This is a genomic window from Mycobacterium sp. UM_WGJ (genome assembly GCF_000455125.1).
Classification (GTDB): domain Bacteria; phylum Actinomycetota; class Actinomycetes; order Mycobacteriales; family Mycobacteriaceae; genus Mycobacterium.
Genome location: NZ_AUWR01000041.1, coordinates 28,253 through 44,016, shown reverse-complemented (window position 1 = coordinate 44,016; position 15,764 = coordinate 28,253). Strand labels below are relative to the sequence as shown.

Genomic DNA, 15,764 nt, shown 5'->3' with positions numbered 1-15,764 from the left:
CTAAGCGGGCGCCATCGCCGACTCGACGGTGGTCAGCTCCTCGGAAAACCCAGCGGCACGGCGGATCTCGATGAACTCGTTGACCAGTGCGGTGGTCACCTCATGCGGATCTTCAACGGTGGCACCGTCAGTCAGCACCGAGATGTTGAGCTGGTCGACATAGCTCCACACCGTGATGTTCAGACCACTGCCGGCGGTCAACGGCCCCACCGAATAGATCTCGGTGACCAGCGCACCGCCGACCCTGCCACGCTCCCGCGGGCCGGGAACATTGGAGATGTTGAGGTTGAGAACCTTGTTCTGACCGTCCTTGCCCGACAACCACCGGAACAACGACTCCGCCGGCGCGGGCGGCAGGTACGCCGACCACCGGCTGACCAGCTCTGGTCCGACCAGGTGGTGGGCCTCCTTGGCCAGATCGGCCGCCTCCCGGGCTTTAGCGATCCGTTCTCGAACGTCGGCCACATCGACCGGCAACGCCACCAGCACTCCGGAGAACCTGTTGCCGGAGATCCGGTCCGCGGAGAAGTCGAAGCTCATCGGCACCGACGCCAGCAGCGGATGATCCGCCTTTCCGTCGTAGCGCAGCAGCAGCGTGCGCAACGCCCCGGCTGAGATGGCCAGCACCAGATCGTTGATGGTGACACCCAACTGCTTGCTGGTCGCCTTGATATCGGCCAGCGCCAGTGTTGCGGTGGCGAAGCGCCGTTCCGGGGTCAGCACGTGGTTGAGGAAACTCGGCGGCGGAGTGAACGGCCGAGTCAGGTCGGCGGAGAGCTTGCGCGTGCTACGCCGGACCCGCCCGATACCGGACGCCGTGTAGCCGATGGTCGCCGGGATCTTGCCCATCTGCCGGAAATGGTCGCGGAACGCTGAGCGCACCAACTGTCCGCTGGTGGGGGCGGGATCGGTTTCGTAGGAGTCGTGCTCGTGCTGTGGGCCGGCCACCAGGTCCATTCCGCGGGCCATCAGGTTCGCCGACGCGATCCCGTCGGCCAGGGCGTGGTGGATCTTGCCGACCACCGCGATCCGGTTGTTTGCCAGCCCGTCGATGAAGTACATCTCCCACAACGGCCGGCTACGGTCCAGCGGCGTGCTGCCGATCTCGCCGATGGCCTCATCGAGTTCGCGGCGGCCGCCCGGAGCGGGCAGCGACCACGGCCGGATGTGGTAGGCCAGGTCGACTTCGCAGTTCTCCCGCCACATCGGGTGATGGAACTTACCGGGGATGTCCACCAGTTGGTATCGGAACGGATCCAACTTGTAGAGCCGGCCGTGGATCACCCGCCGAAAGGCTTCGACGTCGAACCCGCGCCGATCGGCGTCCAGCTCGATCACCGCGATCTTCAAAGTGTGCATGTGCACGTTTGCCGTCTCGCTGTACAGCAGAACCGCATCCCACCCGGTGAGCCGCTTCACCCGTGACCCCTCGTCATGCAGGGACCATACCGTGGCGTACGGGTTCAGATGATCTGTTTGCTCCCGACGGTGGTGCGGTCGCGGTGAATCTGGTTGAGAAACAAACCGATTGCCGTGCTCATCGCACCGGTGCGCGCGCCATCGGTCATGTCGAAACCATGCCCTGCACCGGGCAGCTCCAGGTAGCCGACCTTGGAACGCGACACCGCCCGCAATCGGTCGGCGAAGCTACGGGCTTGCTGCACCGGGATGACCGTGTCGGCGCTGCCGTGCACCACCAGGAACGGCGGCGCATCCGGATGCACCCGCGCGATCGGGGAGGCCTGCCGGTAGATGTCGCCATGGCGCCGCATCGAGCGACCGACCACGACCCGCTCCAGGAAATCGACGAAGGCGACCCGCTCGCGGGTGGAGCGGTCTTCCCAGTCGTAGCGGCCGTAGATCCCCACCACGGCGTCGACTGAGGTGTCCCCACCTGCCGGCAGTTGGTCGGCGAACTCGAAGTCGACCGCACTGCCGGTCAGCCCGGCCAGGGCGGCCAGATGCCCGCCGGCCGAGGCACCCGCCACGGCAACGAAGCTGCGGTCACCGCCGAATTTGTCGACGTTGGCGCGCGCCCAGGCGATCGCGGTCTTGACGTCGACGATGTGGCTCGGCCACCGGTTGTGCGGTGCGACCCGGTAGTCGATCGACAGACACACCCAGCCCTGCTCGGCCAGATGGGACAGCAGCGCATAACCCTGCAACAGCCGGCTGCCATGCACCCAGGCACCACCGGGGACGTAGATCAGCACCGGGGCGGGACCGTCGGGCAGCTCGCGGGACCGCCACACATCGAGTACCTGCGCGGGGTCGCTGCCGTATTGCACCCCGGAGCGATAGATGTTCCGGCGGTGCTGCAGCGCCTTTGCCACCGGCGGCGCCTGCTCCGGCTCGGGCCAGTCGATGTCGAGATCGGCTGCCGAGACCACCCCACGCAGCGCGGCATCGCTGACCACGTGGGTCTGCTCGCGCTCCTGCTTGCGGACGGCCGCGGACCCCGGGGCCAGCCACGACTTAGCGGCGCTGGAGAAGAACTCCGGCATATGACGGGTGCCCCACACCCCCATCGCGGTCATCCCGCCCAGGGGTTCCAGGTGCTTCCCGACCACCGGCAACGACGCTGAGGCGACGCTGAACGCCAGCAGATAGTCGGCCGTTCGGGCTCGCTTCAGCCAGCGCAGCCGGCCAGCCAGGTTAAGTCCGGTCTCCGGGGTCTGCGATCGTCCCGTCATTCGCGCAGGGTATCGCGTTTGGGGTCGGAGGCGGTCGCAATCGGGTGGGTTGGCGGCGCCGCCGATCCGGCGCCAGCGATACTGAGCCGATGGTAAGCAGCGGGTTCCATCCAGATCTGCGCAGAACTGCCCGGTTCCTTCCGCGTGGCGGGCTCGGGCGCCGGACCCTGCCGGTGCTGCAGGCCCTCACCGGGATGCAGGGCCGACGCACCCCCGCCGACGTCGAGGTCTTGGGTTTGCCCTCGGGGGCCACCATCCGGGTTTTTCGGCCGCCGAATCGCACCGCCGATCCCGCGCCGGCACTGCTGTGGATCCACGGTGGCGGCTACGTCATCGGCACGGCAGCCCAGGATGACCGGCTCTGCCGCAGGTTCAGCACGGAACTGGGTGCCACGGTCGCGTCGGTGGACTACCGACTGGCGCCCCAGAACCCCTATCCCGCCGCGTTGGAGGACTGCTGGGCGGCACTGACCCGGCTCGCGGAGCTGCCCGGGGTCGATCCGGCCCGGATCGCGATCGGCGGTGCCAGTGCCGGCGGCGGGCTGGCCGCGGCCCTGGCGCAGTTGGCCGCCGACCGCGGCGAGGTCTCCCCCGTGCTGCAGCTGCTGGTGTACCCGATGCTGGACGATCGCAGCGCGGCACTGCCGGCCAATCGGAGCTACCGACTGTGGAATCCGCGGAGCAACCTGTTCGGCTGGACCGCCTATCTGGGCGACACGGATCCGCAGATCGCGGTGCCGGCACGACGTGCCGACCTGAGCGGGCTGGCGCCGGCCTGGATCGGGGTGGGCACCTTTGATCTGTTCCACGACGAGGATCTGGCCTACGCAGAGCGACTGCGGCAGGCCGGCGTGCCCTGCGAGGTGGAGACCGTCCCCGGGGCATTCCACGGGTTCGACCTGTTGAGGCCCAAAGTCGCGGTGTCACGGGCGTTTTTCGCCCGACAGTGCGAGAGCCTGCGTAACGCCTTCGGCCGGGGGGCCTGAGCGGTGGCCGGTTCCAGCCCCGAAGAACTGCGGGCGCTGCGGGGCGCGGTCGCAGAGTTGATGACCAAACGCTCGCCCGACGACGATGTCTGGTCCGAGTTGGCGGCGATGGGCCTGCTCGGACTGTTGGTGCCCGAGCAGTACGGCGGTGCGGATGCCGGACTGGTCGAGGTAGGCGTGGTCGCCGAAGAGCTGGGCCGGGTCCTGTACTCCGGTCCGTACCTGTCGACGGCGGTGCTCGCGGTCAATCTGCTGCTGGCAGTGGACGACCCGGCACAACGCGAGGCCGTGCTACCGGCGATCGCCGCCGGGCGCACCCGGGTCACGGTCGCATTCGCCGAGAGCGATTCCACCCGACCACCCGCCACACCGGCTACCACGGCCCGCGGTGGATTGGTCTCCGGCGAGAAGCGGTTCGTGCTCGACGCGGACACCGCCGACCTGCTCTACGTTCTGGCGGACGCCGAGGACGGACCCGGGATCTTCGCCGTCGACCCGGCCGGAGCGGGCGTCACCGTGGAACCACTGACCACCGTCGACCCCTCCCGCCGGCTGTGCCTGGTCCGGTTGACGGACGCCCCGGCGACCGCGGTCGGCTCGGCCGGAGCCGGGGTCGCCGCCTTGACCGCTGCGCTGGACCGTTCCGCGGTGGCACTGCTCGGTGAACAGGCCGGTGCCGCCAGGTTCGCCATGGAGATGGCCCGCGACTACGCCAAGACCCGCTTCCAGTTCGGCCGCGCCATCGGCAGCTTCCAAGCCGTCAAGCACATGTGCGCCGACATGTTGTTGGAGGCCGAGTCGGCGGTGACGGCTGCTCGCCAGGTGGCCACGGCCGGGGCGGGCGGATCGGCTGACTGGACCGCGGATCTCGCACTGGCCCAGGCATATTGCTCGGATGCCTTCGTCTTTGTGGGTGCCACCAACATCCAGGTTCATGGCGGAATCGGATTCACCTGGGAACATCCCGCGCACCGCTATCTGCGCCGGGCGCGCAGCGATGCCCACCTGTTCGGCAGCCCGTCCTGGCACCGGGAGCGGTACCTGCAAGAGATCGGAGCGTGAGATGACGCTGCCCGACCCTGACGACGCACTTCGCGCCGAAGTCCGCGACTGGCTAGCCGCCAACTGGGCGCCCGGCACCGACCGGGCCACCTTCGCCGCGGCGATGCTCGCCGCCGGATGGACCGCTCCGAGCTGGGAGCCGGACTGCTACGGCCGTGGCCTGACCGACCGGCAATCCCGTTTGGTGGCATCCGAATTCGCTGCCGTCGGCGCCCCAGGAACCGGTCACGACCGGGCCGACCTGTTCGCCTGCACAATCCATGACCGGGGCACCGACGAACAGAAGCACCGGCTGCTGCCCCCGGCGCTGCGGGGCGAAACCAAGTCGTGCCTGCTCTACAGCGAGCCCGGCGCAGGATCGGACTTGGCCGGTCTGCGCACCCGCGCCGAGCGCGACGGTGATGACTGGGTTGTCAACGGGCAGAAGGTCTGGACGTCGTTCGCGACCACCGCCGACTACGGCATGCTGGTGGCCCGCACCAACCCGGACGTACCCAAGCACAACGGGATCACCTTCTTCATGCTGCCGATGCGCCAGCCCGGCGTGGAGGTCCGGCCGATCCACCAGATCACCGGCGAATCAGAGTTCAATGAGGTGTTTCTGACCAACGCCCGGGTTCCCGACGCCAACCGGATCGGCGAACCCGGCGAAGGATGGTCGGTGCTGCAGGTGGCACTGGGCTACGAGCGGCGCCTGATGGGTGATGTCGCGCGCACCGCACGCCGCAAGGAGAAGTCCAGCGGCTTAGTCGACTTGGCCCGGGATGCCGGGCGCCTTTCGGACTCCCACATTCGCCAGGAGGTCGCCCGCATCCAGGCGCTGACGACGGTGAACCGCTGGAACAACCAGCGCGCCAAGACCAGCACCGACCGCGCCGAGGCCGCCACCCTGCTGGCGCTCGGCAAGATCGCCATGTCGCGCATCCTGCACGAGACCGCCCGGGTCCAGACCGAGATCGTCGGCGTCGAGTCGATGCTCAGCGGTCCGGACAATCCGGTCGGCGACGCGGTGACCTTCCGGGCGCTCAACGCCTACTTCACCTCGATCGGCGGCGGCACGGACCAGATTCAGCGCAACATCATCGGCGAGCGAGTGCTGGGCCTGCCCAAGGAGCCCGATCCCTATCGCGACGCCCCGTTCCGGGATCTACCGCACTGACATGGCCGCTCAGAACTGCAAGGCGGTGAAACGCCAGTCCAGCACCTGACGGTCCGGCTCACCATCGGCACCGGCGGCATAGACCAGCGATCGCAGCCCCAACACGTTGTCGCGGGCCGACTCGATGTGTAGCTCGCTGTAGAGGGTGTCGCCTTCGTGCACCGGCGCGGTGTGATCGCAGGACTGCCAGCCCAGCACCGTGACCAGATTCGGCAGCAGTCGCGACGCCTGCGCCAGCGCCAGCCCGATGGTGTGCCCGCCGTAGACCAGTCGCTGCCCAGCGACCCGCGAATCATGATGTGTAGCCGCAACATTGAGTGTCAGCCGGGCAAGCTCCGGGGCACCCGAGACCACGTCGCCCGTGCTGGTCAGGACGGTCCCCACGAGATCCGGGTCGAAGTGGGGCCCCGGCACCCGTTGCCGAAACTCCGCGCCGTCCCAGTCCGCGGTCACGTCCACAGGCGCCGCGAGCCCTGCGCCAATGGCAGACAGGTCATCGCCGTGGCCGGTATCAGCGGCATCAGGCGACAGCGGCAGCATCGCGCACCGGTAGAAGTCGAGCACCGGCCGGTCCACCTGGTCGATGGTGGTGATCCGCAGTGCCACCAGGCCGGTGGGTTCTCGCCCGGGCTTGGCTGAATTCTGCTTCAATCCAACGACTTCGGTGCGGGTGAAAACGGTGTCGCCGATCACCGGATACCGGAAGAAGGCCAGGCCGCGGTAGAAGAGGTTGGCTTTGACGCGCCGGGTGACCAGCGTGGACTGCCCGATCGCGACGTCGCAGACCAGCCCGGGGTGAGCCAGTGGGGTCGTGGACCCCGTCACCGCCCGAGACAATTCGGCGTCCAGCGGCAGCCGTAGCCGGTCTCCGAGGATCGCCTGATGCAGTGCCGCCGCACCGGCCGTCAGAGTCATCGCCGGAGCTGCGTCGAACACCTGGCCGACCCGGAGCTCGTCGAAGTAGGGGCCGCTGGTCACACGAAAATCCTGACATACGGTGAACCGGTGAACCACGAAGAGTCGATCCTGGTCGAAACGGTGCGTCAGTTCATCGACCGGGAGGTGAAACCGGCGGTCCGCGACGTCGAGCACGCCAACACCTACCCGGAGGCGTGGATCGAACAGATGAAGCACCTCGGCATCTACGGTCTGGCCGTTCCGGAGGAATACGGCGGCACACCGGTGTCGATGCCGTGCTACGTCCTGGTCACCCAGGAGCTGGCTCGCGGTTGGATGAGCCTGGCCGGGGCCATGGGCGGCCATACCGTGGTCGCGAAGCTGCTGAGCCTGTTCGGTACCGACGAACAGAAGCAGCGTTACCTGCCGGCCATGGCTACCGGAGCGCTGCGCGCCACGATGGCCCTGACCGAACCGGGCGGCGGCAGTGACCTGCAGAACATGACGACGTCCGCGGTGCCGTCGGCCGACCCGGACACGCTGGTGATCAACGGGTCCAAGACGTGGATCTCCAACGCCCGCTATTCGGGACTGATAGCGCTGCTGGCCAAAACCGATCCGAAGGCCACTCCGCGGCACACCGGCATTTCGGTGCTGCTGGTGGAGAATCCCAGCGCCGGGCTGACGATCTCGCGGGACCTGCCGAAGCTGGGCTACAAGGGGGTGGAGAGCTGCGAGCTGAGCTTCGACGGCTGCCGGGTGCCGGCGGCTGCGGTGCTCGGCGGCACGCCCGGCAGCGGCTTCGCCCAGATGATGAAGGGCCTGGAGACCGGCCGCATCCAGGTGGCGGCGCGGGCCCTGGGCGTAGCGACCGCCGCGCTCGAAGATGCCCTCACCTACGCCCAACAACGGGAGAGTTTCGGACAGCCGATCTGGAAGCACCAAAGCGTGGGCAATTATCTGGCCGACATGGCGACCAAGTTGACGGCCGCCCGCCAGCTCACCAGATACGCCGCTGAGCGCTACGACAGCGGGCAGCGCTGCGACATGGAGGCCGGCATGGCCAAGTTGTTCGCATCGGAAGCCGCGATGGAGATCGCGCTCAACGCGGTACGCATCCACGGCGGCTACGGCTACTCCACCGAATACGACGTGGAACGCTACTTCCGGGACGCACCGCTGATGATCGTCGGCGAGGGCACCAACGAGATTCAGCGCAATGTGATTGCGGCACAACTGGTTGCCCGCGGCGGGGTTTAGCCGCCACGCTGTCCCCGGCGCAACGAAAAACACCCCGCACGATCTGTGCGGGGTGTTTTTCCTGGGCTGTCCTACTACGGGACGACGACGCCCGGGGTGCCGTCCTGGCCCGCGCCGCCCGCGGCGGGACCGGCACCTGCGGCACCACCAGCGCCTTCGGCACCACCGGTGCTGCCGGTACCGGGAGTGTCGCCGGCACCGCCGTTGAGGCCGTCATCGCCCAGGTGCGGGGTGATGACGTCGCCGCCATCACCGCCGTTACCGCCGGTGCCCCCGGTGTTGGCTCCGGCACCGCCGGCACCGCCGTCGCCACCGGCACCGCCGTGGACGTTGTCGATCGGGCCCGAGGACGAGTCGCCGGAGGTGGTGTTCCAGTCCGGGTCACCCCAACGGATGTTGCTGCCGTTGCCGCCATTTCCACCGGTTCCGCCGTCGCCGCCCACGCCGCCGGAGCCGTCGGCGTTGGCCAGTCCGGCACCGCCGGTGCCACCGGTCCCACCGTCGCCCCCGTGGGCGCCGCCGGCGTTCGGGTCACTGCCACCGTTTCCGCCGTTGCCACCGGTACCGCCCGTGGCGCCTGAACCGCCGTTGCCGCCGGCGCCACCGGTACCGGCCGAGCCCTGCGGGCCCAGGGTGCCTAAGCCGCCGGGGCCTTCCACGGATGCGTGTCCGGTCACATCGGCGATGTCGCCACCGTTGCCGCCGTTGCCACCGCTGCCGCCGTTGCCGATCACACCGTCGTTGCCGTTGGCCGCACCGGATCCAGCCGCGCCGCCGCTACCGCCGGCGCCGCCCGAGCCACCGTTGCCGGGGGCGTTGTACAGGCCGTGCACGGAATCGGTCGTTCCGTGTATCGAGGCACTGCCGTGGCCACCGTTGCCACCGTCGGAGCCCGCCCCGCCGGCCCCGCCGTTGCCACCATTGCCCGCGGTCCCGCCGCCGTTGCCGCCGGCGCCACCGGTACCTCCGGCAGCGCCGCTACCGCCACTGGTCGCCGAGACGTCGGGCGGGGTTCCGCCGTCGCGGTAGCCGTTGACGCCGTCGCGGCCATCGGTCGCGGCCGAGGCGTCGCCACCGTTGCCACCGTCGCCGCCGTCACCGTCGACACCGGCAGCGCCCACGTTGGCACCGGCTCCACCGGCCGCGCCGCCGGCCGCTGCAGCACCACCGTTGCCGCCCGCGCCACCGTTGCCACCGGCGCTGCCGTTGGCGCCAACGCCGTTCACCGCCAGGCCGGCCGCACCGCTACCACCGTCGCCGCCGAGGCCGCCGTTACCACCGACACCGCCGTCACCGTTGGCACCGATCGTGCCATCGGCGGAGCCACCGCTACCGGCAGCACCGCCGACGCCGCCCTTGCCACCGACGGCACCGTTGCCACCGTTGCCACCGACGGCGCCGTTTCCGGAACCGTTGTCGGCGAAGGTGCCTCCGTCGCCGGCCGCGCCGTTGCCCCCATTGCCGCCGGCGCCACCGACACCGCCCTCACCACCGTTGCCACCGATGCCGACGTAGGAGGAACCGGCGCCGCCCGCTCCACCGTTTCCGGCGTTGCCACCGGCTACGCCGTCACCGCCGGTCCCGCCGGAGCCGCTGCCCGCGGAGCCGTTGGTACCGGTCCAACCGGTGCCGCCTGCACCGCCGTTGCCGCCATTGCCCCACGCGCCCATGCCGAAGAAGTCCTGGGCCTGACCCGACGAGCCACCGTTGCCGCCGTTACCCGCGTCCAACGTGGCGGTGCCGCTACCGCCGGCCCCACCGTCGCCACCGTTGCCCCACATCTCGCCGCCGTGGCCCCCGTTGCCGCCGTCGGCGCCCAGGCCGCCCATGCCGCCGTCGCCGCCGTTGCCGATACCGCCGGCGTGGCCGCCGTTGCCGCCGGCTATGCCCTCGAGGTTCGAGTCCCAGCCATTGCCGCCGTCGCCGAACCACAGCCCACCGGCCTGGCCGTTCACACTGTCCTCGGTGCCGTCGGCGCCGTTGCAGATCATCCCGCAGAAGCCGTCGGTAAACGGCGCGAAGAGCTGGTTGACCACCCCGTTGACGCTCGACCCGAAGTCGCTGGTGATCCAGTCCTGCATCATGGCGTGCAGCGGGAGGTAGAAACTGTCCTGCCACATCTGGGCGAAGTCTGCGTCGAACAGGCCACCGTCGGCCGCGCCCGGGACGCCCCACGCCGAGACGTCGAAAAGGTCGAATCCCGAGGTGTTGGTGTCGCCGACGCCGAACATGTCCCAGAACGCGTCGAGGCCGAAGTCCTCGGCCTGCGCGGAAGGCGCGGACGCCAGGGGCGCCATTCCGAACGCCACGAATGCGCCGACCGCGGCTGCCGCCCCGATCGCACGGTCCCGCCGCCGCTGCGCGATCGATTGAGCGTTCTGAGTACTGCGCCGATGATGTGCCACCGTTGGTCCACCCCTTCTGAGCTTTACGAAAACTTTGTTTGGGCTTAGTGAAGACTGTGCCCTTCCCCCACAGTGCTTGACAGTATCGCTTCAGCGGACCGCTGTCCATGTGATGATGTGGCTAAGTGCGATAAAGTCATACCAATAGTTTCGTTTGTCCCAGTGCGCATATACTTCAAGTCGCCAGGTGAGCGACGGGCTGACCTGCTCATAGGGGTCCACCCCGACGGGCACCGACTGCCCGCTTCGCCTGACGTGCCGCCCGGAGGTCGCTCAGCAATGCCACTTCACCGCAATAAGGTTCCCCGGCGCCGCCAGGCGCACCCCACCGCAACGGCTCGGCGCATACGACGGACCGTTCCCGCGCTGGCGGCACTGGCCGCTTTCGGCCTGGGTCCGGTCGGTCCGGCGCCGTGCGCCCACGCGAACGAGTTCGATTGGATCACCGATCTGCTCAGCCCGCTCTTCGGGGTGCCGGAGCAGGACACGGGCGCCTCGGCCGCGGGCTGGGCCTGGCTGGATCCCACCGTGTGGAGCTTGACCAGCGCAGACCCCTTCGGCAGTGACGCGCTGGCACTGGCCGCGGACGCGTCCGGCGCCGCCGGGTTCTACGAGTGGCTGCATGAGGCTGTGCAGGACTGGATCGACAGTCCGTCCGGTCAGCTGTTCGGCAACTTGGTCAATCCGCTGTTCGCACCGCTGGCCGAGGGCGGTTGCGGCGTGATCTGCAACGGCCCCGACGGGACGGCCGACCATCCCGAGGGCGGGGCCGGCGGGTTGTGGTTCGGCGACGGGGGCAACGGCTGGTCTTCGGACGTCGAGGGCGTCGCCGGTGGCAACGGCGGCAGCGCCGGCCTGTTCGGTGACGGCGGCGACGGTGGCGCCGGCGGCCTGGGCGCCGACGGCGGTAGCGGCGGCCACGGCGGCGGCGTGTGGGGCAACGGCGGCCATGGTGGGAACGGCGGGGACGGCGCCGGCGACGGCGGTTCCGCCGGCAACGGTGGCAACGGCGGCGACAGCAATTACCTCTACGGCAGCGGGGGCGCCGGTGGGGACGGCGGCAACGGCAGCGCCGCCGCCGGCGACGGTAAGACCGCCGGGACCGGGGGTAACGGCGGCCGCGGAGGCGACGGCGGCCAACTGGGCGGCGGCGGAGGCGCGGGAGGCACCGGAGGCCACGGCGGGGCCGCAACCGGCAACAGCACTACCGGCGGGTCCGGGGGCAACGGTGGTGACGGCGGCAGAATCGGCGGCAGCGGTGATCCGGCCGGAGGCGGGCAGGGCGGCCACGGCGGCGACGGTGGTACGGCCACCGGGACGGGCAGCCGGGGCGGCCGCGGCGGCGATGGCGGGGCCGGCGGCGGCGCCACCCCGGTGATCGTCGGCACCAGCGGGAGCGACGGCGGCAACGGCGGCGCGGCCGGCAACGGCGGCCAGGCGATTGGCGTCGGGGGCACCGGCGGGACCGGCGGCCACGGGGGCGCCGGCGGCCACGGGGTCGGCTTCGGCGGTGACGGCGGCAACGGCGGCGCGGGCGGAAACGGGGGCGATGGAGCTACCCCCGGCGCGGGCGGGCCTGGCGGCGCCGCCGGCCCGGGCACCGTCCACGGGCAAGCCGGCAACCAAGGCACCCCGGGCCAGCCGGGCGACGCGTCCTGATCGGGCCCTGACGGGCCGGCATCACGCCGAGTACTTGGCCACCAGCTCGTTCTTGTAGAGCTTGCCGGTGTCGGTGCGCGGCAGCTGCTCCTCGAACGCGATCGACCGCGGACATTTGTAGTGCGCCAAGCGGTCCCGCACCCAGTCGAGTAGTTCTGCGGCGAACGCAGGCGTGGCGTCGGCGGGGTCGACGGTCTGCACGGCCGCCTTCACACTCTGGCCCATCTCGTCGTCGGGGACCCCGAACACGGCCGCGTCCAACACCTTCGGGTGCGTGATCAACAGGTTCTCCGCTTCCTGCGGGTAGATGTTCACCCCGCCGGAGATGATCATGTGGTGGCGCCGGTCGGTGAGGTACAGGTAGCCCTCATCATCGAGGTAGCCGACGTCTCCGACGGTCGTCCAGCCTTGCGCGTGGCGCGATTTCGCGGTCTTGTCCGGATCGTTGAGGTACTCGAAAGCGTTCCCGCCCTCGAAGTAGATCTCGCCGGCCTCGCCGGCCGGCAACTCATTGCCGTCCTCATCGAGAATGTGCACCGCACCGAACATCGCCTTGCCCACCGAGCCGGGATGCTTCAGCCATTCGTCGGCACTGATCAGCGTCGAGCCGTGCGCCTCCGATGAGGCGTAGTACTCATCGACGATCGGCCCCCACCACTCGATCATCTGCTGCTTGATCTCCACCGGGCACGGAGCGGCGGCGTGCATGACCCGCTTGAGGCTGGAGACGTCATACGAATCCCGCACTTCGGCAGGCAGTTTCAGCATCCGGGTGAAGTGTGCGGGCACAAACTGCCCGTGGGTGACCCGATAGCGCTGGATGGCTTCGAGCGCGGACTCGGCGTCGAACTTCTCCATGACAACCGTGGTCAGCCCGGCCGCCTGCACTTGCATGGACCACACCGACGGCGCGGTGTGATACAGCGGAGCGGGACTCAGATAGACCGAACCCGGGCCCATCCATACCGAGACCAGCATCGCCATCAGCCCCGGCACCTCGGTCGGAGGCAGATGCGGCAGCGGACGTTTGATGCCCTTGGGCCGCCCGGTGGTGCCCGACGAGTACTGCAGCAGATCACCTTCGATCTCATCGGCAATGGGTGTCTCCGGCTGGTCGGCAACGCATTCCGGGTAGCGCTGCCAGCCGTCCAGGTCACCATCGGCGATCAGCAGCAGCTCGGGCAGGCCGGCCGGCAAGTGCTCAGCGAGGTCGGCGCAGGTCTGGCGCAGCGCAGCCGAGCCGATGATCGCCTTGGCGTTGCTGTTGTCGATGATGTACGCGGCTTCGGCAGCTGTCAGATGAGTGTTGATCGGCACGTAGTACAGGCCGCTGCGCCGTGCCGCCCACATCGCCGCGTGGATGTGCTCGTTGTTCTCCATGATGATCGCGACGACATCGCCCTCCACCAGCCCTGCGGCGCGGAAGAAGTGCGCCAGCCGGTTCGCCCGGGCTTCCAGCTCAGCGAAGGTGACGACGATGCCGGAGGGGTGCAGGATGATGGCCGGGTTCTCGGCTTCGAGTTGCTCGCGAATCTGCATGGGCTGACTGTACTGGGGCCAAACTTGACGGCTGTCAAGTGGGGGCGTCAGGGACGCGAACCGTCCCCCGCACCCGGAGAATGCAGAACCGCACCCGGGGAATCCCCCTGGGTGCGGTTCTGCGAAGTGCTCGAAACCCGGCTACTAGCCCAGGCGCTGCTTGAGTGCCTCGAACTCGTCGCGCAGCCCGGTGGGCAGCTTGTCGCCGATGAACTCGAACCACTCCTCGATCAGCGGCAGCTCCGCGCGCCATTCGTCGGCGTCAACGATCAGCGCCTGATCCACGTCGGCGGCGGCCACGTCCAGCCCATCCAAGTCCAGGTCGGCAGCGCTGGGCACGGTGCCGATCGGGGTCTCCTGGCCGCCGGCATTGCCCTCGACCCGCTCGACGATCCACTTCAGCACCCGGCTGTTCTCGCCGAAGCCCGGCCACAGGAAGCGGCCGTCGTCGCCGCGACGGAACCAGTTGACGAAGAACACCTTGGGCAGCTTCGACTCGTCGGAGTGCTTGCCGGTGTCGATCCAGTGCTGCATGTAGTCGCCGGCGTTGTAGCCGATGAACGGCAGCATCGCCATCGGGTCGCGGCGCACCTTGCCCACCGTGCCCTCGGCGGCCGCGGTCTGCTCGCTGCCCATGGTGGCGCCGATAAAGACGCCGTGCTGCCAGTCGCGGGCCTGACTCACCAGCGGCACCGTGGTCTTGCGACGGGCGCCGAACAGGATTGCCGAGATCGGCACACCCTGCGGGTCGTCCCACTCCGGCGCGAGGATCGGGCACTGCGACATCGGGGTGCAGTACCGCGAGTTCGGGTGAGCGGCAGGGGTTTCCGACTCGGGCGTCCAGTCGTTGCCCTTCCAGTCGGTCAGGTGCGCCGGGGTCTCCCCGCCGATGCCCTCCCACCACACATCGTTGTCATCGGTGTGGCCGACGTTGGTGTAGACGGTGTTTCCACGCTCCAGCGTGATCATCGCGTTCGGGTTGGAGCTGCGGCTGGTGCCCGGAGCCACGCCGAAGAAGCCCGCTTCCGGGTTCACCGCGTAGAGCCGGCCGTCCTTGCCGAACCGCATCCACGCGATGTCGTCGCCGAGGGTCTCGGCACGCCAGCCCGGGATGGTCGGCTGGATCATCGCCAGGTTGGTCTTGCCGCAGGCCGAGGGGAACGCCGCCGCCACGTAGTAGGCCTTGTTCTCCGGCGAGATCAGCTTGAGGATCAGCATGTGCTCGGCCAGCCAGCCCTCGTCGTGGGCCATCGCCGACGCGATCCGCAGCGCGTAGCACTTCTTGCCCAACAGCGCGTTGCCGCCGTAACCCGAGCCGTAGCTCCAGATCTCGCGGGTCTCCGGGAAGTGGGTGATGTACTTCTCGGAGTTGCACGGCCACGGCACGTCCTGCTCGCCTTCGGCCAGCGGGGCGCCGACCGAGTGCAGACCCTTGACATAGGCGCCGTCGGTGCCGATCTTCTCCAGCGCCGCGGTGCCCATCCGGGTCATCACCTTCATCGAGGCCACCACGTAGGGCGAGTCGGTGATCTCGACGCCCAGCTTGGGGTCCTCGGCGCCCAGCGGGCCCATGCAGAACGGGATGACGTACATGGTGCGACCGCGCATGCAACCGCGGTACAGCTCGGTCATGGTGGCCCGCATCTCGTCCGGGTCCATCCAGTTGTTGGTGGGGCCGGCCCCTTCCTGGGTGCGGCTACAGATGAAGGTGCGTGACTCGACCCGCGCGACGTCGGCCGGGTCGGAGAGCGCCAGGTAGGAGTTGGGCTTCTTCTTTTCGTCGAGCTTGACCGCGGCGCCGGACTCGACCAGCAGGCCCATCAGCCGGTTCCATTCCTCCTCGGAACCGTCGGACCATTCCACCCGGTCGGGCTGGGTGAGCTCCGCGACCTCCCGAACCCAGGCCAACAACTCACCATGCTTCGTCGGGGCGGTGTCCAGACCGGGAATGGTCGCTGAGGTCATTGAGCTCTCCTGTGTAACCTGTGTCACTCGGTGGCGTTGCCGCAGCTGCGCGCCGCTGTCACCTCTTATACCGTCATTAAATAAGAGATTACCGTCAATAGCTACACGGATCGAAACAATCGCAACTCGAGCTATCTGT

Annotated in this window: 11 protein-coding genes; 5 read left to right on the top strand and 6 right to left on the bottom strand. The window is 69.0% G+C overall.

Translation table 11 applies throughout. From position 1 onward, the window contains the following. Complete coding sequence (locus N416_RS0113760) at window positions 1-1,419, bottom strand: wax ester/triacylglycerol synthase family O-acyltransferase (RefSeq protein ID WP_024442687.1); 1,419 nt, start codon at window positions 1,417-1,419, stop codon at window positions 1-3. A gap of 44 nt (window positions 1,420-1,463) precedes the next feature. Continuing rightward, window positions 1,464-2,693: an alpha/beta hydrolase gene (locus N416_RS0113755; RefSeq protein WP_024442686.1), complete on the bottom strand. Its 1,230-nt coding sequence runs from the start codon at window positions 2,691-2,693 to the stop codon at window positions 1,464-1,466. 89 nt (window positions 2,694-2,782) lie between these two features. Here N416_RS0113755 and N416_RS0113750 point away from each other — a divergent pair, with 89 nt between their 5' ends. From N416_RS0113750 to N416_RS0113740, 3 genes are read left to right on the top strand one after another with little or no spacing between them, the layout of a single operon-like run. Beyond that, entirely contained in the window at window positions 2,783-3,679 is an 897-nt protein-coding gene (locus tag N416_RS0113750; protein WP_024442685.1) for an alpha/beta hydrolase, read from the top strand. A gap of 3 nt (window positions 3,680-3,682) precedes the next feature. Continuing rightward, window positions 3,683-4,741: an acyl-CoA dehydrogenase family protein gene (locus N416_RS0113745; RefSeq protein ID WP_024442684.1), complete on the top strand. Its 1,059-nt coding sequence runs from the start codon at window positions 3,683-3,685 to the stop codon at window positions 4,739-4,741. 1 nt (window position 4,742) lies between these two features. Beyond that, window positions 4,743-5,900: an acyl-CoA dehydrogenase family protein gene (locus tag N416_RS0113740; RefSeq protein ID WP_024442683.1), complete on the top strand. Its 1,158-nt coding sequence runs from the start codon at window positions 4,743-4,745 to the stop codon at window positions 5,898-5,900. A 9-nt stretch (window positions 5,901-5,909) separates the two neighbouring features. Here N416_RS0113740 and N416_RS0113735 read toward each other — a convergent pair whose 3' ends face one another. Further along, the gene (locus N416_RS0113735) at window positions 5,910-6,878 is read right to left on the bottom strand and encodes a MaoC family dehydratase (RefSeq protein WP_024442682.1); all 969 of its coding nucleotides are present in this window, start codon (window positions 6,876-6,878) and stop codon (window positions 5,910-5,912) included. A 27-nt stretch (window positions 6,879-6,905) separates the two neighbouring features. On the opposite strand from N416_RS0113735, the gene N416_RS0113730 reads away from it, so the two are divergent. After that, window positions 6,906-8,057 carry an acyl-CoA dehydrogenase family protein gene (locus tag N416_RS0113730; protein WP_024442681.1) on the top strand — a complete coding sequence of 384 codons (1,152 nt, stop codon included), beginning with the start codon at window positions 6,906-6,908 and terminating at the stop codon, window positions 8,055-8,057. Between the two features lie 74 nt (window positions 8,058-8,131). Here N416_RS0113730 and N416_RS24275 read toward each other — a convergent pair whose 3' ends face one another. Beyond that, the gene (locus N416_RS24275; RefSeq protein WP_024442680.1) at window positions 8,132-10,462 is read right to left on the bottom strand and encodes a PGRS repeat-containing protein; all 2,331 of its coding nucleotides are present in this window, start codon (window positions 10,460-10,462) and stop codon (window positions 8,132-8,134) included. Window positions 10,463-10,741: 279 nt separating this feature from the next. Here N416_RS24275 and N416_RS24270 point away from each other — a divergent pair, with 279 nt between their 5' ends. Beyond that, the gene (locus N416_RS24270) at window positions 10,742-12,121 is read left to right on the top strand and encodes a PGRS repeat-containing protein (RefSeq protein WP_024442679.1); all 1,380 of its coding nucleotides are present in this window, start codon (window positions 10,742-10,744) and stop codon (window positions 12,119-12,121) included. A gap of 21 nt (window positions 12,122-12,142) precedes the next feature. Here N416_RS24270 and fadD4 read toward each other — a convergent pair whose 3' ends face one another. Both fadD4 and N416_RS0113710 read right to left on the bottom strand, forming a co-directional pair. Next, the gene (gene fadD4 / locus N416_RS0113715) at window positions 12,143-13,660 is read right to left on the bottom strand and encodes a fatty-acid--CoA ligase FadD4 (RefSeq protein ID WP_024442678.1); all 1,518 of its coding nucleotides are present in this window, start codon (window positions 13,658-13,660) and stop codon (window positions 12,143-12,145) included. A gap of 144 nt (window positions 13,661-13,804) precedes the next feature. Continuing rightward, the gene (locus tag N416_RS0113710; protein ID WP_024442677.1) at window positions 13,805-15,625 is read right to left on the bottom strand and encodes a phosphoenolpyruvate carboxykinase (GTP); all 1,821 of its coding nucleotides are present in this window, start codon (window positions 15,623-15,625) and stop codon (window positions 13,805-13,807) included. Window positions 15,626-15,764: the final 139 nt, after the last annotated feature.

What these genes read in the sequence shown, in the direction of transcription:
- N416_RS0113750 (WP_024442685.1), top strand. Translation starts at nt 2,783, where the DNA reads ATGGTAAGCAGCGGGTTCCATCCAGATCTGCGCAGAACTGCCCGGTTC.
- N416_RS0113755 (WP_024442686.1), bottom strand. Translation starts at nt 2,693, where the DNA reads ATGACGGGACGATCGCAGACCCCGGAGACCGGACTTAACCTGGCTGGC.
- N416_RS0113740 (WP_024442683.1), top strand. Translation starts at nt 4,743, where the DNA reads ATGACGCTGCCCGACCCTGACGACGCACTTCGCGCCGAAGTCCGCGAC.
- N416_RS24270 (WP_024442679.1), top strand. Translation starts at nt 10,742, where the DNA reads ATGCCACTTCACCGCAATAAGGTTCCCCGGCGCCGCCAGGCGCACCCC.
- fadD4 (WP_024442678.1), bottom strand. Translation starts at nt 13,660, where the DNA reads ATGCAGATTCGCGAGCAACTCGAAGCCGAGAACCCGGCCATCATCCTG.
- N416_RS0113710 (WP_024442677.1), bottom strand. Translation starts at nt 15,625, where the DNA reads ATGACCTCAGCGACCATTCCCGGTCTGGACACCGCCCCGACGAAGCAT.